12 protein-coding genes are annotated in these 20,784 nt (G+C 56.7%); 3 read left to right on the top strand and 9 right to left on the bottom strand.

What is annotated here, in order from left to right:
• Positions 1-6: 6 nt before the first annotated feature.
• Together HOO88_04660 and HOO88_04655 are read right to left on the bottom strand one after the other, a co-directional pair.
• Entirely contained in the window at positions 7-8,634 is an 8,628-nt protein-coding gene (locus HOO88_04660; protein NOU36040.1) for a choice-of-anchor D domain-containing protein, read from the bottom strand.
• A 111-nt stretch (positions 8,635-8,745) separates the two neighbouring features.
• Entirely contained in the window at positions 8,746-9,819 is a 1,074-nt protein-coding gene (locus HOO88_04655; protein NOU36039.1) for a hypothetical protein, read from the bottom strand.
• Positions 9,820-9,916: 97 nt separating this feature from the next.
• Here HOO88_04655 and HOO88_04650 point away from each other — a divergent pair, with 97 nt between their 5' ends.
• The gene (locus HOO88_04650) at positions 9,917-10,705 is read left to right on the top strand and encodes a helix-turn-helix transcriptional regulator (GenBank protein NOU36038.1); all 789 of its coding nucleotides are present in this window, start codon (positions 9,917-9,919) and stop codon (positions 10,703-10,705) included.
• A gap of 72 nt (positions 10,706-10,777) precedes the next feature.
• On the opposite strand, the gene rplT is transcribed toward HOO88_04650, so the two are convergent.
• The 3 genes from rplT to HOO88_04635 form a co-directional block, all read right to left on the bottom strand.
• Positions 10,778-11,134, bottom strand: a complete 357-nt coding sequence (rplT, locus tag HOO88_04645; GenBank protein ID NOU36037.1) for a 50S ribosomal protein L20 — start codon at positions 11,132-11,134, stop codon at positions 10,778-10,780.
• Positions 11,135-11,151: 17 nt separating this feature from the next.
• A complete protein-coding gene (gene rpmI, locus HOO88_04640) occupies positions 11,152-11,349 on the bottom strand; it encodes a 50S ribosomal protein L35 (GenBank protein NOU36036.1) in 198 nt (65 codons plus the stop codon).
• Between the two features lie 86 nt (positions 11,350-11,435).
• Positions 11,436-12,383 (bottom strand): serine acetyltransferase, encoded by a 948-nt coding sequence (locus HOO88_04635; protein NOU36035.1) that lies wholly within the window; start codon positions 12,381-12,383, stop codon positions 11,436-11,438.
• A gap of 136 nt (positions 12,384-12,519) precedes the next feature.
• Between HOO88_04635 and HOO88_04630 the strand changes: the two genes are divergently transcribed.
• Positions 12,520-13,587, top strand: a complete 1,068-nt coding sequence (locus tag HOO88_04630; protein ID NOU36034.1) for a D-alanyl-D-alanine carboxypeptidase — start codon at positions 12,520-12,522, stop codon at positions 13,585-13,587.
• 5 nt (positions 13,588-13,592) lie between these two features.
• Here HOO88_04630 and HOO88_04625 read toward each other — a convergent pair whose 3' ends face one another.
• A complete protein-coding gene (locus HOO88_04625) occupies positions 13,593-15,158 on the bottom strand; it encodes a hypothetical protein (protein NOU36033.1) in 1,566 nt (521 codons plus the stop codon).
• A gap of 112 nt (positions 15,159-15,270) precedes the next feature.
• Positions 15,271-17,256, bottom strand: a complete 1,986-nt coding sequence (gene tkt / locus HOO88_04620; GenBank protein ID NOU36032.1) for a transketolase — start codon at positions 17,254-17,256, stop codon at positions 15,271-15,273.
• A gap of 99 nt (positions 17,257-17,355) precedes the next feature.
• Between tkt and HOO88_04615 the strand changes: the two genes are divergently transcribed.
• Positions 17,356-18,201: a PHP domain-containing protein gene (locus HOO88_04615; GenBank protein NOU36031.1), complete on the top strand. Its 846-nt coding sequence runs from the start codon at positions 17,356-17,358 to the stop codon at positions 18,199-18,201.
• Here the strand turns inward: HOO88_04615 and HOO88_04610 are convergent.
• The gene (locus HOO88_04610) at positions 18,194-19,777 is read right to left on the bottom strand and encodes a hypothetical protein (protein NOU36030.1); all 1,584 of its coding nucleotides are present in this window, start codon (positions 19,775-19,777) and stop codon (positions 18,194-18,196) included. The genes HOO88_04615 and HOO88_04610 overlap by 8 nt on opposite strands.
• Positions 19,774-20,667 (bottom strand): Hsp33 family molecular chaperone HslO, encoded by an 894-nt coding sequence (locus HOO88_04605; protein NOU36029.1) that lies wholly within the window; start codon positions 20,665-20,667, stop codon positions 19,774-19,776. The genes HOO88_04610 and HOO88_04605 overlap by 4 nt, the downstream gene beginning before the upstream one ends.
• Between the last annotated feature and the right edge of the window lie 117 nt (positions 20,668-20,784).

Genomic DNA, 20,784 nt, shown 5'->3' with positions numbered 1-20,784 from the left:
ACAAAATTATGGTGTTTCAGTAACTTTCAGTCGCATGAAGTGTTTGGTTTTTTCGGCAGTGGAAAATTGGTCGCGGACGGTGATGGTTCGGGTGTTGTTGGTCACCGTGTTGCTAATTACCACCGTGGCATTCTCGGTCCAGTCGGGTGGGGCCAGTTCATTGGCGGCTTCGATGAGGTAGCTGACGTTTGCAGGTGCGGGTTCGGGCCGGGTGTAGGTGAGCTGGAGATAGGTCTGACTGGCCATGTTGGCAAAGCCGGTGAGGAAGCGGCCTTGGTAGCCGCTGGTCAGAGGGTTGAGGCCGAGCGCGTATTTCATCAGGTTGGCGATGCCATCGCCGGCGGGCGCGCCGAGGAGCGAGCTGTCCGCGCCGTTCCACGCGATGCCGGCGCTCCACGCCGCGTAGCCGGTGGGGAGGTTGACGATGAGGGCCGGGACGGGCGCGAAGTTCAGCAGGTAGCTGTCGCCGGACTGCGTGATGGTGGCGACGTAATGCGCGGTGTCGTAGCCGGTGATGGCGGCGAAGGTGAAGCCGGCGGTGGTGACGCCCTGGAATATCGGATAGGTCTGCGTGTAATCAAATCCCGCGCCGAGCGCGAGCGTGAGCGTTGGCTGGCCGCTTTGCGTGAGCCAGTTGCCGCTGGTGGTAAAAACAATCTTGTCGCTGTCGGCCACGCTGCCGAGATCGAGGGCGAGTTTCGAGCCGGCGGCGAAGTCAAGTTTGCCGGACGTGAGGTTGAACGTGAGCGTGTCGTTGGCGTTCGGATTGCCGGGAGCGAGCGTGGCTTTGCTGCCGAGGCTGACGGTGCGGGTGTCGGCCCGGACGGTGCCGCTGCCGGAAAGTTTCTGGATGGTGCCGCCGCCGAGGGTGAGGTTGGTGGCGGTGGTGATGAGCTGGCAGCCGCTGGCGAGATTGATTTCGCTGGTGTTGGGGAGGCTGGCGGTGCTGTTGAGTTGGAGAATATTTCCGTTAACGAAGGTGCGTCCGGTGTAGGTGCTGGCGGTGTTGAGCTGAATCTGCGCGGTGGAACCGGCGCAGATGACATCCATGTTTCCAAAGATGACGCTGTTGATGATGAGGCTCGAATTGGCGGCGATGTTAGCGCGGTGATGGATGAGATACAACTCGCTGCCGGTGGAGGTGAGGGTGCCGCGGGTGGCGTCGTTGACGCCGAGGGTGAGGTTGACGGCGGCGTTGGGCGACCAGGCAAGGGAGCCGACAGTGAGTTGTTTGCTATTCATCCCGAAGGTCTGCGCGCCGGTGGTGTTTCGCCCGATGGCGAGGCTGCGCATCGTGGCGTTGGCGGCGAGGGAGTTGACGAAGGTGGGGTCTTCGAGGTGCACGTCGCTGGTAGCGGTGAAGCCCTGCCACGCGGCATTGGTGAGGTCGGCACTGCTGGCGGTGCTGTTCACCACGCCGAGTTTTCCGGAGGCATCAGTGGCGAGGAAACGCACGCTGGCAGCGGTGCCTTGGTCGGTGGCGGTGGTGATGTTGTAACCTCGACCCTGCGCGATGCCGTATGGGATGAAGGCGTTGTTGCCAAAGCCGTGGCCGGTGACGAGCACGCCGTTGGCGCAGCCGGGGCCGCCATCGGTGTTCGTGCCGTCAATGAATTCAAGTACGCCGTGGCCGTTGCCGCCCCGCGTGAAACCGCTGGCGAGGTTAAGGGTGGATTGCACGGTGGCGACGGCGGAGGCACGCGGGTCGCTGTTAATCCAGCCGGTGCCTTCGAGCGCGATGCTGCCAATGGTCTCGTTGTAGGCTGTGGTAGTGTTGGTGGATTGCATGCTGAACTGGCCGCAGGCGAGCACGAGCGTGGCGGTGTCGCTGAAAAAGTTTATGCCGGGGGCGGCGAAGGGGTCGAGCCGGGCACCGGGGCTGCGGACGGTGATCTTGCTGGCGTTTAACAAGGATGAGGTGGAGTTGAGGCGCAGGATACCGCCGTTGACCTGTACTTTGCCGCTGACGGCGATCGGGGTGTTGATCTGGAAGATGCCGCCGCTGGTGTTGCAGTCGAGGGTGAAACCACCGGTACCGGCGAGGATGACACCACCGCGCCCGGCGACGAACTCGGCGGGGCGCACCTGGAAATTATCAGTGACATCGCCCCACGTGAGATTGATCAGCGCGTTCGGCGCGAGGGTGACGGTTCGGTTGGCACTGTCGCTGGAATACCAGTCGAACGCCTGACTTCCGCTGCCGCCGCCGGGGATGGTGATATTCAATCCGGCGACGGTGATGTCCTGCGCGAGTTCGATGTCGGGCGTGACGCTCGCGGTCGCGTCGCTCAATTTAATGCTGGCGATGCTGTTGTTGCTCCACGTCTGGTAGCCGGTGGTGGCGCTACTCGACGGATTCCAATTCAGATTTGCCGCGTTCCATACGCCGGCAAGGTTGGCGGCGGTGGCACTGCGGGTATCCACGCTGCTGCCGCTGGCGTCGCCGATGCCGCCCGCCCAGAAGAGCGAGTTTGTGGCGGTTACGGTGATGGTCGCGGTGTCGGTGGCGGAAGCACCGTTGGCGGTGGCGGTGAATACGAAGACATACACGCCGGCGACCGTGGGGGTGAAGGTGGCGTTGTAAATCGTGCCGCCGAGCGTGACTGCGGGGCCGCTCTGTTGGGTCCAGGCGACGGCAATGGCGTCGCCATCCGCATCGCTGGCGGTGCCGTTGAGGGTGACAAGAGTGTTTGGCGCGGTGGTGAAATCCGGGCCGGCATTGGCGACGGGCGGGTAGTCATCGCCGACGGTGAGGGTGACGGTGGCGGGGCTGGAGGTGAGGTTGCCGTCGGTGACAGTGTAGGTGAAGGTGCTCGTGCCGTTAAAGTCAGGGGTGGGATTGAAACGAATAAAGCCGCCCTGCCGTGTGACGGTTCCGCCGGTCGCGGGCTGTGTGATGATGTTGAGATAAAGCGCCTGGGCTTCGGCGTCGGTGTCGTTGGTGAGAACGTCCAGCAATGTGTTGCGTTTGTTGCTGACGCTGATTGCATCATTCACCGCGACGGGCGCGGTGTTGACGGGCGGGGTGATGTTGCCGACGGTGACGATGCGTTCCGGCGACCACGCGCCGCCAGCGAAGTTGTTGTCAATGGCCTGCACGGCGACGTAGTAGTTGCCGTTGGTCAGGGTGTAGTGCCAGGAGGTTTGCTGGAATTGGCCGGCGGCGACGACATAGCGACGACCGGTGGCGAGGTCGGCGAGGCCGCTGACGATGTTGTCGGTGCCGGGCGCGGTGCCGATGCGGAGGCGATAGGTCAAGGCGGCGCTGGGCGTGGTGTCGTCGGTGGGCGCGGTCCAGTTGAAGGTAACGTTGGTGCCGACGACATTCGCTGTGAGCGCGGTGGGGTAGTCGGGAGGAGCATTGGTGCCGCTGGCCGCTGGCGTTTGGTAGAGGCCGGTGGCGGTCGCGCCGGTGTTAGCACTGCGGCCCGAGGTGAAGAAATCAATCGTGCCGTTGTTGTCAATGTCGCCGAGCGCAATGGCCATATCGCCGATGCCGGGGAAGGTGAAGGCGGCGTCTTCGGTGAACGTGCCGGTGCCGTTGTTAAGGAGGCGGATGCCGAGGTCGCTTCCGCTGCCGAGGTATTTCGTCACGAGCACGTCGAGGTCGCCGTCATTGTCGAGGTCAATGGCTTTCGGCCGGCAGGTAAAGCGCAATGTACTACTGGTCCAGCCGGTGGTGAAGGTTCCGGTGCCATCGTTGAGGAAAAGGGTGCTGCCGGGAGTGGTGGCGTTGTCGTTGCTGATGAGAATGTCGAAGTCGCCATCGCCATCGAAGTCGGCCACGGCCATCTGGATTTTGTTGGCAACATTGCTACGGGTGAGTTGCGCGCCTTTGGTGAAGGTGCCGTTGCCGTTGTTGAGCCAGACGACGGCGGCATAGCTAAAGGAGTTGTCAGGGTTGATGTAAAGACCGGCGACGACGAGGTCGAGATCGCCATCACGATCCATGTCGAACCATTCGGCACGGGAACTCTCAAACCATTCCTCGCCCGCCTGATATTGCTCCACGGGAATTCCGTTGGTGCGCATGGTGTAGGTGCGGCCGCCGTCATTGTGGTAGAGCGCCACATACTCGGCGACGCTGTACTGGATGCCGGCCCAGCCGCTGGTGAAGAAGTCGTCCTTGCCGTCGTTGTCGTAATCGCCGATAGCGACGATGCCGCTGTCGCCGCCGATGGTGCCGGGATAGGTCTGGGTAAAGGTGCTGCCGTTGTAATGCTCAATGGCGGCGTAAGCGGACGAGCGGAACTTCGCATTGCCGTTGGTGGTGTTGTAGATGGCGCTGTTGGCGTTGTCGGTCTGGCCGACGGCGAGCACGTCAAGCTTGCCATCGTTGTCAATGTCGCTCCACGCAATGTCGCCGTCGGAGAGGTTGAGCAGGGTGCTAACAGCGACGCGGGTCCAGTTTGCGCCGTCGTTGCGGAAGACGCCTGAGGGACTCTGCACGGCAGGGCCGCCGACGGTGTTGTAATAGATGTTGTTCGGGTCATTGCCCATGAGCGCAAGGTCGAGATCGCCGTCCTTGTCGAAGTCGGCGAAGGCTGCATTGGGACGCAGCAAGCCGCCGGGCACGCCGGGGAAAACGGGCGTGCTGACGACGTAGGGGGTCGCCAAGGCGGCGAGGGCAAAGGTGTACGGATTGTCGGTGAGGCTGTTGTCGTTGATGCCGACGGTGGCGGTGCGCGTGCCGAGGCCCTGCGGAGTCCAGTTCAGCGTGATGGTCGCGGTCTGATTGAAGGCGAGGGTGAGTGGAAAGTTCGCGGTCGCCGTGAGGTCGCCGCCATTGGCGCCGCTGAAGGTGACGCCGCTGATGACGAGGGTGCTGTTCGCCGTGGTGTTTTTTACGACGAAGCTGCGCGAGGTGGCGATGCCTTTGGCGATGTTGCCGAAGTCGGTAAAGTCTCCCGCCTGCGCGACGGCATCGCCGCTGGCAATGGCGACGCCGTTGCCGGTGACAGACATCACGGGCGATATCTGGCCTTCGCCGGAGAGTGCGAACGTCATGGTCGGAGTGGAGACGTCATCGGTGACAAGGGTGAGCGTGGCGGTGTTTGTGGCGACGGCGACCGGCAGGTAAAAAATGCGGAGGGTTGTGGGCCGGCTGCCGGTGACGAGCCATGCGGGGTCTTGCTGGATGGCGAAGTTGGTGCTGCCGGAGATCGTGGCACTGGTGATGCGGACGTTGCCGACGAGCGCGGTGAGGTCGAAACTGTGATTGGCCGAAGCGCCGATGGCGGTGGGGCCAAAGTCGGTGCCGTCGGTGAGCGCAGGGGTGAGGTCGCCGGGCGTGAGGATGTTGCCGTTATAGCTCACGCGCAGATCGCGGGCAGCGGTGGCGGTGGCGGTGCCGGAGATGATCCAGGTCATCACGCCTTCATCGGCGTCGTTGTTCGTGACGGTGAGTGTTGCGGTGTGAGTTCCGGCCGCGGCGGGGTGGTAGCTAATCTGCAACGCGGTCGAGCCGAACGCCCCGACGCTGGCGCGCGGTTGTTTGACGATGCTGAATTGTGCCGCGCCGCCGCCGCTGAGGGTGGCGTTGCTCAAGGTCAGTTCACCAGTTCCGATATTGAAGAGGTTGAAGGTGTTGGTCTGCGATTGGCCGACTTCGGTGTTGGTGAAGAGGGTGTGGTCGGCGCGGTAGGTGAGTGCGCGGCCGTTGGTGATGGCGAGTCCGTGACCGCGCACTTCGAGCTCGGGCGGGGTATAGCCATAGGCTTGCACGGGGAAACGGTAGGCAGTGCGGTTGGTGTCGCTGGTTTTGATTTCGAGCAACGTGCCGGACCAGAGTGCGCCGGTGTCGGTGTAGGTGACGGTGAAGGTGGTGGCCGCGCCGGGGGCGAGGTTGGTGCTCGGCGGTAGGGATGAAATGGCGAATCCTTGACCGGCGGTGATGATTTTGACTAGCGGCGAGCCGGTGAGGTAGAGGTTGTCGTTGCCGGTATTGCGGATGGTGAAGGTTTTATTCAGGGTGGCTCCGGGCGCCGCCGCGATGCCGAACGAGCGGTCGTCGGTGAAGGATGTTGAGGCGTCGGCGACGGCGTCGTCGGAGATGAGCGTACTGGTGGAATCGTAGATGGCGAGCGAAGGTGTGGTTACGGGCGTGCCGGTGGGCGACCAGACCTGTGCGCGCCAAAGTTCAAAGGAAGGCACGGCGGCGTTGGCCTGACCGATGACGCGAAGTTTGTTGTCCACGATTTCGAGGTCGTCGAAGGAGAAGCTATCGTCGGTGAATGCGGTGGTGATGCGTCCCGTGATGCGCATCCGCCCGGGGTGGCCGGGGTCGGCTTCGGCGAACATGCGGAGCCGGTGTGTGCGGTCATCACCGGCGGTGATGAAGGCAACAGGGACGCTAGGTGTGCCGGCGACGTGGGGCATTTTTTCAAACGCAAACGGGTAGCGGTCGCCGGCGGTGGCGTCTGGGTCGGGGCGCAAAGTCCCGAAGCGCTGGCCGAAAAACTCGATGTAGTTGTAGTAGCCGAGCGGGTAGGCAAAGTCGAATTCCGCATACGCGGGCAGAGTGAGATTCGTGACGGAGGTGATGGAGCCTTCGGTCGGGCTGGCGGTGACTTTCAGGTAGGGGGAGAATGCCGCGACGGTCGAGCCGACGGTGGTCCACACGGCGGGGTCAATGCCACCGGCTTTGGTCCAGCCGTTGTTGATGACGATGGGCCACGCGGTAGAGGAGGGGGAGACTTCGATGGTGCGCTTGGCGGTGTCGCTGCCGAGCGGGCCGGTGGCGGTGAGGGTTGCGACGTAGATGCCGGGATTGGTGTAGGTGTGCGATGGGGATGTGGAGGTACTGGTGCCACCGTCACCAAAATCCCATGCCAGCGTGACGGCCCCGCCGTTTTTATCGCCGGAGGCGCTGCCGTCGAAGTTCACGGTGAGTGGCGGCGGGCCTTGGGTGACGTTGGCCTGAATGTCGGCGAGGGTGTTGACGATGGTGTAGCGGAGTTTGGTTCCCTTCATGCCATTGCCGGTGAGTCCGTCGGTGGCGACGGCGACGACGCCTTCGGTGGCGGGCGTGGCGTTGAGCGGAGGAGCGAGTTGGATGCGGTTGCCATCGAGGGTGGCGGTGGCGCCGTCCCAGAGCAGATAATCAATGGCGCGGGGGGCGTTCGCGGCGGTGAAGAGGTCGTAGGATTTTGTGGTGCCGGCGAGAACCCGCGTGTCTCTCGCGCCGACGGGATGCGGCAGGCGGGCGTTCGTGGCGCTGAGTCCGTCGGTGAGAAAGCGGGAGACAGTGATGGCGGCGGGGTTGCTGTCGAAGATGCCGTTGTTGGCGATCATTAGGATGGTGGTGCGGCCATCGGGCCTGTCGGCATCGTCGGGCACGGTGATGAGCCAGTTGCTGCCGGATTCCTTGGCGATGGTGGTGTTGGGGTTGCCGTTGGCGAGTTCGAGGCGGACATCCACAGGCAGGCCGTTGATGTCGTAACAGGCGGAAGTGCTGACGCGGACTTGAACGGTTTGACCGGCACCTTGCTTGATGAGCGCCGCCGTGCGGGGTGCGGTTGGAGCGCCGGTGTAGCCGTTTGTGCCGGACAGAATCGTCACGGTGCTGAGCAGCGCGATGGGCGGGGCGACGGTCATTCGCTTGGCCAGCGCGATCATATTTTTCATGTGCAGGCTGGGGTTGTAATGCTCGGCGATATCGAGAGCGTAGTCGAAGTAGTGATCGGGCGCGATATCAATGGTTTCGCTGTTGATTCCGTAACCCCAGTAGTGAATGCGGTGGCGGAAGTGATGGCCGTATTCAACCTGAAATGGCAATGACGCCTTGAACAGGTAGTGCATGGCGCTGGCGTAAAGTCCGTTTTGCAGGAGCTTGCGTTTGGTCTCGACGGGCAGATAACCACCCGCGCCAAGGATGCGGGTGTAAAGCGGCGATACGCCAAACGAAGCGCCGTGGGTGTTGAGGTAACTCGGCAGATAGGCTTGGAAGTCGTCACGCTCGACGCCGGCGGATTCATTGTAGGAGGAGTAGGATGGGCCGGAGCGGAAGACGTTGGCGAAATGGTCTTTTTCCAAATAATAAGCGTTAATGGCGGAGTCGGTCTGGTCGTCACCCTGGCCGGTGGTGGACTGGTTCTCCCACATCACGCCATAGGTCTGCACATTGAGGCCGGAGCCGTAAACACCCTCGGATTGAATGAGACGATATGCGGTGGTGGCATCTCCATATTTGAAGGAGATGCTGTTGCTGTTGTCGCCGACCCATGCCGACTCGACGCGCGTATGGTAGCCGTCGCGCGAGGAGAAGTGGTCATCGAAGAAGCCGGCATACTTGCGCGCGGGCCAGTCGTTGGTGCGCATCTTCACGAAGAGACCGGCGGAGGCTTCGGCGGAGGTGACATCGTCGGGGTAGAGGCGGTTTGCGACCGGCGGCGGCTGAATTGTGCCGTTGATGGATTCCGTCATGGGCGACTCGTCATCCATCCACACGCGCCATTGTTGGTTGGTGTAATAGGGGTTTTGGATGGTCGCCGCGAGCAACGGGGTGGCTTGCAGCAAAAGCAGGCAACCGAAGGTGATAGAGCGTCGGCAAATTGATTTCTGAAGCCTCACGCACTTCAGCGCAGGAATCACGCATGAACAGACAGGCAACACCCATTTTATTACGTTCTTCATGAAACCTCTTTGTCTAAGTTAACGAGCTAGTATCTCATTGTAGTGGGTGAAAATCAAACAGCTTATGTGCCGCCGGAAAACTTCCTTACGATGAATCGCGCGGTACTTCAATTACCAGTTCAGTGACTCATCCATCAATCGGCGGGCTTTGTCCTCATCCGGCACATTCGTGATGATGAGCGTCCCGGCCTGTCCGAACTCTTTGACAAAGGGTTCGATGTCATTGGCCGGAACACCGTAGAGCCACGATGATTTTCCGGCGGAATAGACTTTTTTCCAGACCTTGTCCCACCAGAATTTATCGCCGACATGCGGATTCCCGGCACCCGGCTCCCACTGAATGGCTTGAATTTCCGGAATGGTGAGAATCGAATCAAGGTGGTGAATGGCTCCCGGTCCGTCGAGATGATAGATGACAAAGTCCAGCCGCTGACATTGGCGGCGCAGGTGCGGCAGCACAAACTCATCGAACATATCGCGGGAGATCATGGTTGAGAAGTCGCACTGAACTTTTGCCGTACGGCCGGGACCCCATGCATTAAAAGCCATGAACGGGGTATATCCTTCCGGCGATTGAATAATTTTTGCCAACTCGTCGTAGGCTTCAAAGTAAAGGTCGTCGAGTTCATCCATCAAGCGGTGGATGGCTTCCGGACAGTCAATCAAGTGCATAAGAAAATCTTGTGTACCGAAAAGCTCGGAAAGAACATCCATTCCTTCAACCAGATCCGGCATCGTCAACAAATACCGGCCTTCGGATCTTTGTTTGAGATGGAGGAGGGCCTCAACCGTCCATTTCCAGTAGAACCCGTCCTTATTGAGGAATAGGTTCGCGGTTTTCTCAGGATCGCTGTAAGCCGGACGATACCATACGGTTTCTTTTTGGAAGTCGATAGAAGAACCTAGAAATGCATTTAAACTGCCGGGGCCGAGATAGGCAGTGTTTTCTGGAAAGACGGCGCCGAGATAACAGTTCGTGGCAAACTGAGATTCCTTTTGTAATGCGGCGGTTTTGTAGTCAAGCCAGCGATCCTTAAAGTTATCGGAGAACGGCGGGGGAGCATCATGAGGTAACGGCTGATTGCGCGGAGCGCCGACGCCAAGTGCCCACCGTCCGTCAACCTTGTGATTCCACCAGCCTCTTAAAATCTGCTGACATTCCTTCCAGTCTTCCTTGAAATACATTTGGCTTCCTCCGGCATGTTCGATTTGCAAACTTGTATCGCAAATTCATCACAAATTCTTCTCCGTTTGTACTTTTAAGTTATCGTATTGTGCTTTCATGAAAACAAAGCTCCTTCTGAATCCGGGGTGGGACGGCTGGTGCCGGTTGCATAAAGCGCCGCAACGCGGAGAAGAAAGGCCGGAACGATGGATTCACACGCATGATGAGCTGGAATTGAACATCGGCGTGTCGGGGAAGGGCCGTTATCTTATAGACGGCAGATCATTTGATATCGGCTATGGAACACTTCTCTGGCTTTCCCCGGAACAGGCGCATCTTCTGGTCGACGAGTCGCAGGATTTCAGAATGTGGGTTGCTGTGATTCGGGCCAGAGGAATCAAAAAAGAAAAATCGGATCGCCGGTTTTGTGTTCAACCCACGCCGGATGAAGTTGTATTTTTGGCGGAACTCTGCCGCCAGCTGGCCGCGACGAAGCAGAGGGAGCAGTTCAATGCCGGCATTCGTTTTCTTTTTATGCGCGCTGAGGAGATGATCGAGCGATTTGAGTGTGATGATGCAGCATTACACCCTGCCGTTACGCGCGCCACGCGCTTCATGAAGCACATGGTGTCTGCGCCCAGCGTGAATCATGTTTCCCGTCAGGCAGGAATGAGCCGTTCACAACTGAGCCGGGTTTTTAAAAAGCAGACCGGATTAACACTGGTCGAGTATCGGCAGAGCATGCAACTTGAGCGTTTTCTATTTCTTTACGGAGCCGGGACAAAACGAAATCTGATGGAATCGGCACTGGAGGCTGGTTTTGGAAGTTACATTCAGTTCCACCGCGTTTTTCAGCGACGCTTCCATTGCGGTCCTCGGGAATATTTCAGCACGATAAAACCGTGAGCCAGCGGTTTCAGAAAAGCAAAAATCCCGCCTGCAAATGCAGTCGGGATTTTTCGTTCCAAGCGGTCTGGCTTAAACCAAAGCGGCTTTAGCAGACTGAATCAGCTTGATGAATCCAGCTTCGTCGTAGATGGCGATTTCGGAAAGCATTTTGCGATTCAAGGTGATGTTCGCCTTAATCAGGCCTTCAATGAAGCGGCTATAGCTGATGTCGTTGGCTTTGCAGGCGGCGTTGATACGCACGGTCCAGAGGCGGCGGAAGTTGCGCTTTTTCTGTTTGCGATGAACGAAGGCCATCGCCTGAGCGCGGTCTACCGCTTCGGTAGCCATACGGAAAAGTTTGCTGCGGTTACCGTAGAATCCTTTAGCGAGATCTAGACGGTTTTTTCTACGGCGGCGCGAGGCCGGGGCATTTGTGGCTCTTGGCATGTTATATACTCCTTAAATTAAGCGTAAGGGATGGTTCGTGAGATGCGTTTTTCGTCCGTGGCTGCGACGAGATTCGTTCCGCCCAGACGGCGTTTCTGCTTGCGGCTCTTGCCGGTCAGGATGTGGCTGCCGCCCATATGGGCATATTTCAGTTTGCCGGTTCCCGTTTTCTTAAAACGTTTGGCCGCAGTCTTTTTGGTTTTCTGTTTCGGCATAGTTTGCTCCTCAAAGTGGTACGTAAAAGCGCAGAAATATAGGTAAGGGGTTGGGGTGAGTCCAGCTTTTAAATTACTTTTTAATATTAGATTCCAAGCCCCCCCAGTAGGCCGTCAGAATCTTTCGTCCGCACAGCAACTCCGGCTCCGGTTTTGGTCACAAAACTGTGCGGAGCAACGCTGTCGAGCAGGAATACGTTTCCCCCGATGACCGAGTGGTGTCCGATGACGGTTTTGCCTCCCAGCACGGTCGTGTTGGCATAAATGATGACATGGTCTTCCACGGTCGGATGACGCTGGATGTGTTTAATCGGGTTGCCGTGTTCATCCAGCGGAAAACTTTTCGCGCCGAGCGTAACACCCTGATAAATTTTAACGCCGCGACCGATTTTCGCGGTTTCGCCGATGACCACACCGGTTCCGTGGTCGATAAAAAATCCGCGATCAATCGTTGCGCCGGGATGAATATCAATTCCGGCTCTGGCATGTGTCCATTCATTCATGATGCGCGGGATAATCGGGACATCAAGGCGGTAGAGTTCGTGGGCGAGCCGATGAGAGGTAATGGCCAGCAGGCCGGGATAGGCGAGCTTTACTTCAGCATAGCTCAGTGCGGCGGGGTCGCCGTCATAGGCGGCTTTTACATCATCAATCAGCATGGATCGAATGGATGGCAATTGCTTCAGAAAGTCATCCAAAACACGGCGAGCTTCTGCGGGAACATCCGGCAGCGCTTGGACTCCGGCCCGGCGAGCCGATTCGGACTGCCAGCGGAACGGAACGGCACGCTCAATCTCCGGCAGAAGCAGCCGCGAAACTTCGGTGAGCTGTTTATTAAAATACGTTCCGAGGGCTTCTTCTTCCGAAGGGTACATACCGGGAAACATCACATGAATGAGAATTTTAAGTGCCTCGACGACATGGCCGGCGGCGGGATAATTCCACAGTACATTCTCTGGACGATCCTCGTGCCCGGTCGAATACAGGCCGGTCAGCGCGTCGGCAGCTTCTGTTATGGAATGGTTCTTATGCATAGGTGAGCAGTTAAGTGGGGATGGGGGTTGGTTTCAAGTTCCAAGTTTCAAAAGGTTAGCGGTTGATTAACGAAATTTCTTCGCGCGCCGTTATGCTTCTGCTACTTTCCTTCCGCTGTAAACCAAGGAGCTTTTTATGATTTCTTCCAATGCCCGAAAATTTTTACTGGCGAGTCTTGCACTGATTGTTGCGGCGTTCTGTGTACAGGCCGCCACTCCTGCAAAGGCAGGCCCGGCGAAAAAACACACGGTTGCTCCCGCGGCGGCAACTCCGGTAAAAAAGAACCCGAACACGATTTCCCGTGATCCGTACTACGGTGCCGTAGTGATTGATGCATCCACCGGTATGATCCTGCACGAAGACCACGCTTCGGCCATAGCTTATCCTGCCAGCATGGTGAAGCTGATGAATCTGTTCCTGATTCTGGATGATGTGAAGTCCGGTAAGTTGCGAATGGATGAGCCGGTGACTGTTGCCCGCGAAGTGGCACAGGTTGGCGCGCGTCAGGTCTGGCTAAAAGAAGGTGAAGTTTTCCCGCTCGAAGAATTGATTTATGCCATGGTAATTCATTCGGCAAATGATGCGGCGGCAGCACTGGCGATTCGCGCTTCCGGCAGCCGTGAGGCCCATATCGCACGGATGAATACGAAGGCTAGCGAACTTGGTTTGCGCAATACAACTTTCCATAGCGTACACGGTCTTCCGCCCGGACCGGGGCAGGAGGATATGAGCTCTGCGCTGGACATGGCTTTACTGTCCAAAGCCCTGCTGATCGTGCACCCCGAGACGCTGAAATATACTTCAATCTCCACCCGTAGTTTCCGTGAAAATAATCCGGTGCAACTGACGAGCTCAAACAAACTTCTTGGTGTGGTTCCGGGCTGTGACGGTCTCAAGACCGGCTACTTTTCTAACGCCGGTTTTTCCATCGCCGCCACCGCTTTGCGCAACGGCCAGCGCGTGATTGCCGTGGTTTTAGGCAGTGAGGATAAAAAAGTGCGCGATGCCAAGGCCGCTGAGCTGATTGAAAAAGGCTTCGCGCGAATTCCTCCTCCGCCACCGGTCGTTATTGAACCTGTTCCGGAAGTTGTTGTGATCGAACCTGTGGTGGAAAAGAAACACGGATTTATTTTTCCGGTGCTGGCTGCTCTGTTTGTCGTGGCCGCAGGGACAATATTTATTCGCCGTCGTTTGAAACGATAACGGATTTATTTTCCAAGAACCGGGTATCCAACCAGTGTCATCAGACGTCTGGTGAGCGATTGCATCCGTTTCCCGCTTTCATATGCCAGATCCAGAAGGTCGATCTGAACTTCTTTTTCGGCGTGGCGCATTGAGGCTTCAATCGATGCGTTCACTACCGTCAACGGCTGAAGCAGGGAAAGGGTCAGTTTAGAAACTTCTTCCATCAGTTTTTCACGGCTCAGGTGGCCGGCATGATCTTCCACTGTCTGGGCGGATCGGGCACCCGGTTCAATCTGCCCTTCAAGTTCATGGATACGGAGCTCAATTCGGTCGGCGTAGGTATTAAGTCCGTTGCGCGTCGCTGTCACAGCGGTTTTGATTTGCGTCATATCCGCGCCGTCGAGCTGCATCAGCCCCTCGATCATTTCAAGTACAACTGCCAATGCGCTTATATCAATCCCGCTGCCTGCGCCATTCATGCTGCCGTTGTTCGGTGCAGTTTCAACACCCGCCTTGACCATCAGCCGCTGCCAGTCTTTAAGAGGAATATCCAAATCGCCTATTTGCTTTCGGGCTTTTTCAGCGCCCTGCCGCTGAATGTTTTGTATGAGATTTTCTTCAACTTTTTCCAGCTTGCGGCGCTGATCGAAATAATGGGCAGTGAGCATTTCGAACTGCTGTTCCTCTTCCATCTCACGAATTGCATCAAATATGCGCCGATCGATTTCCGGATGCTGCGCGCCGAGTGCCGCATGGATTTTATCCAGCACATTTTTCTCAAGCAGCATCATGGCCTTGGTCAGATTGGCTTTCCCGTGTGTAGTTTGAAACTCCGCTTCCTTACGCAATCCACTGTAGGTGCGTCGTAAGCAGCCGATTACAATGTCCGCCAGAGATTCTCCATCACAGGCGGAATCCATTACCTGCCGAACCGCCGCTGCTTCCATAATCATTTGTCCGAGCCGTTCTGGATCGGAGAGTATTTTTTTTACTTCACCGGCAGCGTCGCCGGAGGCTTCACCTTTAAGAAAGGCGACAATCTGACTGACTTTCACCTGGGCTGCATTGCCATCGCCTGCATCGGATCCCCGGCTGTTTTCCCCGCCGCTTCCCTTGCCCGCTTTCTGTTCGCCGTCACGCAACGCGACATATTTCACATCTTCCATTCTGACATGATCAAACCCGGATCCCGAAAAAGTTTCTTTCAACTGTTTGTCGTTGGGCGAGCAAAGTACCGTCAAAAGTTTTTTCAGTTCATTCCGGGTGAGTCCCTTTGTGAGCACTAGATGGGAGACTCGCATGGCGACCAGTCGTTTTTCGAGAGTGCGTACCGGTACGTCCCGGGTAAGAACCGGCTCCTCATCAACCGTCAGAGTGCCGTTGAAAGTACCGATTGTAATCAATCTCCGGTTTGTCAGAGCGTCTTGCAGATCCTCAAATGTTTTATCGATGATTTGTTCCACTGAGGGATGTCCGTCTCCATAAACCGCTACGGTTCCCAATCCTCGACCCAGCGAAACAAGTACGTGCCGAAGCTCTTCGGGAATTTCTTTCGCGTGTTCTGAAAAATCTGCAACAGCCCGTTCCATACAATTACCCTCCTCACGAGGGTGACTTTAACGGCAAGGTTGTTTTTTCCCCAGTTCAAAAACAAAAAAGCTCACCCGCCGGGTGAGCTTTTTGATCCTGTAAGGGCAGGCACTACGCCAGCATTTCTTTGGCGGTTTTGTAGATGTTGTCGGCAGTGATTCCGAACTCTTTCGCCAGTGTTCCCGCCGGAGCGGAAGCGCCGAAATGATTGATGCCGATCATGCGGCCAGTTGCGCCGACATATTTTTCCCAGCCATGCGTCGCTCCGGCTTCGACGGAAAGACGGCAGGCGCATTCAGCGGGAAGAACGGAGGCCTTATAGGTGGCATCCTGTTTTTCAAACAGTTCCCAACTTGGGAAGCTGACTACGCGCACCGCTTTACCTTCAGCGGCGATTTTCTTTCCAGCGTCGATTGCGATAGAAACTTCCGAACCACTCGCCATGATCAGAATATCGTGATTGCTCTTAGCGCTTTCCCAAATCACGTATGCGCCTTTTTTCAGGTTGCAGGCCGGCGCAAGTTCTTTACGGTCGAAGATCGGCAGATTTTGACGGGTCAACAGCAGAGCGGTCGGGCCGGTTTTATTCTCGAGTGCCGCAATCCACGCACATTTGGTTTCGGTCGCGTCAGACGGACGGAGAACCGTCATATTCGGCGTGATACGCAGACTCATCAGCGTTTCAATCGGCTGATGAGTCGGCCCGTCTTCGCCGACGTAGAAACTGTCATGCGTATAGACATAAATGACCGGCAGATTCATCAGCGCGGCGACGCGGGTGGTCGGGCGGACATAGTCGGCAAATACCAGGAAGGTGGCACCGTAGATACGAAAACCGCCGTGCACTTGAATGCCGTTCATGACGGCACCCATGCCCAGTTCGCGGACACCAAAATGGAAATTGCGGCCTTTGAAGTTTTTCTTGCTGATGTCGCCGAGATCTTTCAAGTAGGTGTTATTGCTCGGTGCAAGGTCGGCCGAACCGCCGACGAGATACGGAATTGCTTTGGCGAGATCCTGCAGTACTTTGCCGGAAGCCGCGCGGGTGGCGATGGATGTTCCGGCTTCAAAGTCGGCAATTTTTTTAGCGAGGTTGGCCGGCAGTTCACCGCTGAGGCAGGCGGCCCATTCTCTGGCCTTTTTCGGCTTGGCCTGTTCGAAGGCGGAATAGGTTGCGCTCCATTCGGCTTCGATCGCAGCGTTTTTCTTTGCAACGGCAGCGAAGGCGGCGCGCACTTCTTCCGGTACGAAGAATTTTTCAGCGGAGATGCCAAGATTAGTTTTGGCGAGTTTTACTTCTTCTTCGCCGAGCGGCGCTCCGTGGCAGTCGTGCGAACCAGCCTTGTTCGGTGAACCGAAACCGATGGTTGTATTGCAGATGATAACCGACGGCTTTTTCGTCTGTGCCTGAGCGGCCTTGGTGGCGGCGACGATTTCGTCGGTGTTATGACCGTTGATTTCCTGAACGTGCCAGCCATAAGCCTGCATGCGTTTCTTCACATCGTCGGTATAGGTGATATGCGTGTCGCCTTCGATGCTGATAAAGTTCTGATCGTAAAACAAAATCAATTTGCCAAGACCGAGATTACCGGCCATCGAGAACACTTCGTGCGAGATGCCTTCCATGAACTCGCCTTCGCTGGCGATTACGTAAGTGTAATGGTCGACCAGCTTATGGTCTTTGCTGTTAAACTTTTTGGCGAGCATCTGCTCGGCGATCGCCATCCCAACCGCGTTGCCGCAACCCTGGCCGAGCGGGCCGGTAGTCGTTTCAACGCCGACGGTGTGACCGTATTCCGGATGCCCCGGCGTTTTGCTTCCCCATTGACGGAATTTTTTCAGCTCTTCGAGCGGCAGGTTGTAACCGGAAAGGTGGAGCAGGCTATAGATCAGCATCGAGCCGTGGCCGGCGGAAAGAACAAAGCGGTCGCGGTCGGCCCATTGCGGGTTGTGCGGGTTGTGCTTGAGGAACTGCGTCCAGAGCACGGCGGCGACATCGGCCATGCCCATCGGCATACCGGGGTGCCCCGAATTAGCGGCCTGTACGCCGTCCATTGAAAGTCCGCGAATCGTGTTGGCAATCAGTTTCACATCCATCTTTTACTCCTTTTGGTCGTTCAATTCGTTTTGATTCAGTTAAAATCCGCCCGAACGTACCGAAAACTGGCGCATCTGACTAATTAGAAATTAAGAATAATGATCGACCTTCATAGCCATTCGATTTTTTCCGACGGAACAAACTCTCCCGAAGAGCTGGTGGCGCTCGCCGAAAAAGGTGGCCTGTCCGCACTGTCGTTAACGGATCATGACACCACCGACGGCTTGCCGCGCTTTATGGCGGCTGGCAGAAACTCATCCGTTCAAACTGTTCCAGGCATTGAATTGAGCGCGGAGTTCGGAGAAATCACCCTTCACATTCTCGGCTATCTGTTTGATCCATCCCATGAAGAATTGCAGGCCGCGCTCCAATGGGTACGGGAAGGGCGCTCGGAACGAAACTCTCAGATTTTGGAAAAACTAAATCGCCTTGGCTACGACCTTACTCATGACGATGTGCGTAAACACGCCGGTGATGACGTGGTCGGTCGGCCGCATTTCGCCGCCGCGCTGATCGAAAAGGGACATTTTAAACACAAGGATAAAATTTTTCAGCAGCTGCTCGGCAAGGGCAAGGCCGCCTACGCGGAACGCCGCCGTCTGACTCCGGAAGCATGTGTGGAATTAATCTGTAAGGCGGGCGGCGTAGCGGTGATTGCCCATCCCGGACAGATGAAACTTGCATCACGGGGTTTGCGACGCCTCGTTAAAAAGCTGAAAGAGCAAGGCCTTGGCGGATTGGAAGTCTGGCATCCAACTCACAGGCCGCACCAGATCACATTATTCCAACGCATTTGCGAAGAATATGATCTGGTGGCCACCGGCGGTTCTGATTTTCACGGAACGCTCACTCCGGATATTACGCTCGGGCGCGGTTTTGGTGATCAATGCGTTCCGCTGTCCGTATTGGACACTTTGCGCCGCAGGAGCGGGATTCCTATTTAGCCGGTTTCCCGGTGCCGTTGTCTTTGTCGTTGCGCAGGAGTTTTTGTACGGCATCTTTGGCCGATTCGGCCGATTGAACCACGGCATCCATCGCCAGACCGGCGGACTGAACGACCATGTCTTTTGTTTTTTCAACCGAGGAAATAATGACACCGTTAAAGCCGTAGATTTCGCGGGCCATGCGCAGCGGGTTGGAAATAAAAATATGTGAAAGCGTTTTTACCACCGTCATATCGGTCGGCACACTCTTCAGTTTTTTTGCCAGCGGCAGCGCCAGCAGCCAGATCAAAGCCGCATGCAGGATAAGCAGAAGATGCACATAAGAAAATGCTGTGCTGTGGTAAAGGGATACGTGCACAGGATGCAATTCCAATATGTCCTTAATCTGACCGGCAAGCAGCGGAGCAACGGCGGATACGGCTCCAATTAAAACCCAGTGCATTGCCATGGCAATGGTTCGTCCGTCACGCGGAACGATTGATGTGAGCATGTTGAGCTGGTAAATGCCGACACCGGCAAAGACGCTGCCGGCGCCCAGTGAAGTCCAGATCATCAGAAAAACAAAGCGCGGGCAGGTGAGGGTTCCAATAAACGGAACGGTCATCGTGAAAGATGAATGATCCATGAAGAACCAAACTGTGCTGAAGAGCGGTGCCAGCAGCATCATGACGATACCGAACGTGCGGATACCGGCGCGCTGAATCAGCCGCCCGGCAAAAAAACTGGCGCCGATAGAACCGAGCAGTCCGGCCATTTGGAGTGTGGAAAGGTGGCTGTAAAGTGCTCCGAAGTCCTGCTTCAGATAGACCATGGTAAACGGACCGATCAAACCCAGCCCGAAAAACCAAATACACATGACGAAGGTAAAGTAGCGGAAATTTCTGTCACGCAGCGGGCGGATCAGCCGTTCCATCAAGCTGATTCCGGCGGGTGCCGGAGTGGCGGACGGTTCCGGTACGCGGAGGTGGATAATGCCCTCCAGCACACCAAAGACGGTTCCCAGCAGAAGCAAAATACCAAAGCCGGTGAAGTTTCCTTTCGGAAACAAGTCAAGAAACCAGCCAGCCAGACCAAGCACAGTCAGCATGATGGTTGTGCATACTCCTTGGCGGACGTTCCAGAACCGGCTGCGCAGATGACCGGGAATCAGGTCGGCCATCCAGCTCCACCATGACGACGCGCTACTCTGAATGAGCATGGCGCTTAATCCGACAATCGCCAATGTGCAGACAATAATCACATGATAACTGCCTTTCCAAAGCAGGAGCATGGCGGCGGGCAGCAGCCAGATCAGCCGTGCCAGTGTGACCGTGACAAACCAGAACCGCTTACGGTGAATTAATTTGTCGGCCAGCAGCGAAGCCGGTATCTGAATCAGCATGGCAATCTGATTTAGCATCGAAATCATACCGATCATCACACCGCTCGCGCCGAGCGCTTCCAGCAGCATGATCAGCGGCAGCCCCTGTATGATGATGAACCAGACCATGCCAAAGCTGGCGGCCAAAATGTTAGTTCGCAGACCGGCGCGAACCTGCAGTTCTGTGAATTCATGCGGTGCGTGTTCCTGTTTCATGGTGTGCCGGCGTCCGATTTTAAATTCCAGGCGGTGATGCAGTCGTCAATCGTCAATTCATAGCGCTTGTTGCAGAACTGGCAGAGGATTACTACGTCTTCTTTTTTCTGTACCAGTTCCATCCGTTCCGGAATTGGCAAGGTGCGGACAACGGCCTCCATTTTATCGCGGTTGCACGGACAGATAAACTTCGGGGCCGGGCCGACATTCCTGTGCAGACCGGAAAAATCGGCTTCTTCAGCGGTAAGCAGGCAGGCCAGTACTTCACAATCGGCCTCGCGTGAAAGCAATTCGCGAAATGCCGGACTCTCCATTCGGCGGCGAAGCCGGTCGAACCGTTCTACATCGGTTTCCGGCAACGCCTGAATCATCCAGCCCTGACAAAACCGAACGGGATTTTCCGGATCAGCGTTAAACCCGATCATCACGTTGAGTCCGGTTTCGACTTGATCGCTGATGCAGTGATAATAGGCGAGATCTTTGGCGACATCGTGCAGTGGAACCGGCGCAGTGCCTGAATTCAGAATCTTTCCGGTTTGCGATGTGACCACCTGCAAATCGCCAAGATCGCCGTACAATTTGTCCATGTTGTCTTCTTCCAGATCCAACTGCGGCGGTGCAATGAATCCGCGTACCGTACCGTCCTGCCCGGCATCGACAATAATCGTGCGCAGAACACCGCGATATTTCCAGCAGACATTGATGCGCTGACCTTCGGGCAGAATTGCCGCGCTCAGCAGCGCGCCGGTGACCGCCCGACCCAGAATGTGGGCGGCTGCGGGATCGCAATTGTGCCGAAGTACAATTCCGTTCACCGCATTCGTTGTCACCGCATAGGTAAAAGCAACGTCAAGCCCCTTGAAATATCCTTTAATCAGTTGATCGTTCACAGTGGCATTATTGGGACAGAAAGTATCGAGTCGGACAAGCGCAATCCGGCATCGGCAAATAAAGCCCGCTCTTCTTGCTTTTTTGGAATGGGTTCGGTAGCTTCCCTCCTCACATTT

The organism is Kiritimatiellaceae bacterium, from assembly GCA_013141415.1.
Lineage (GTDB): Bacteria > Verrucomicrobiota > Kiritimatiellia > Kiritimatiellales > Tichowtungiaceae > Tichowtungia.
Note: the sequence above shows the minus strand (reverse complement) of the source record. Positions and strands in the feature narration are given on the sequence as shown.

Excerpts from the sequence above, each read along its gene's own strand:
- HOO88_04660 (NOU36040.1), bottom strand. The coding sequence starts at position 8,634 with ATGAAGAACGTAATAAAATGGGTGTTGCCTGTCTGTTCATGCGTGATT.
- rpmI (NOU36036.1), bottom strand. The coding sequence starts at position 11,349 with ATGCCGAAACAGAAAACCAAAAAGACTGCGGCCAAACGTTTTAAGAAA.
- HOO88_04610 (NOU36030.1), bottom strand. The coding sequence starts at position 19,777 with ATGAAACAGGAACACGCACCGCATGAATTCACAGAACTGCAGGTTCGC.
- HOO88_04650 (NOU36038.1), top strand. The coding sequence starts at position 9,917 with ATGAAAACAAAGCTCCTTCTGAATCCGGGGTGGGACGGCTGGTGCCGG.
- HOO88_04635 (NOU36035.1), bottom strand. The coding sequence starts at position 12,383 with ATGCATAAGAACCATTCCATAACAGAAGCTGCCGACGCGCTGACCGGC.
- HOO88_04630 (NOU36034.1), top strand. The coding sequence starts at position 12,520 with ATGATTTCTTCCAATGCCCGAAAATTTTTACTGGCGAGTCTTGCACTG.
- rplT (NOU36037.1), bottom strand. The coding sequence starts at position 11,134 with ATGCCAAGAGCCACAAATGCCCCGGCCTCGCGCCGCCGTAGAAAAAAC.
- tkt (NOU36032.1), bottom strand. The coding sequence starts at position 17,256 with ATGGATGTGAAACTGATTGCCAACACGATTCGCGGACTTTCAATGGAC.
- HOO88_04625 (NOU36033.1), bottom strand. The coding sequence starts at position 15,158 with ATGGAACGGGCTGTTGCAGATTTTTCAGAACACGCGAAAGAAATTCCC.
- HOO88_04615 (NOU36031.1), top strand. The coding sequence starts at position 17,356 with ATGATCGACCTTCATAGCCATTCGATTTTTTCCGACGGAACAAACTCT.
- HOO88_04655 (NOU36039.1), bottom strand. The coding sequence starts at position 9,819 with ATGTATTTCAAGGAAGACTGGAAGGAATGTCAGCAGATTTTAAGAGGC.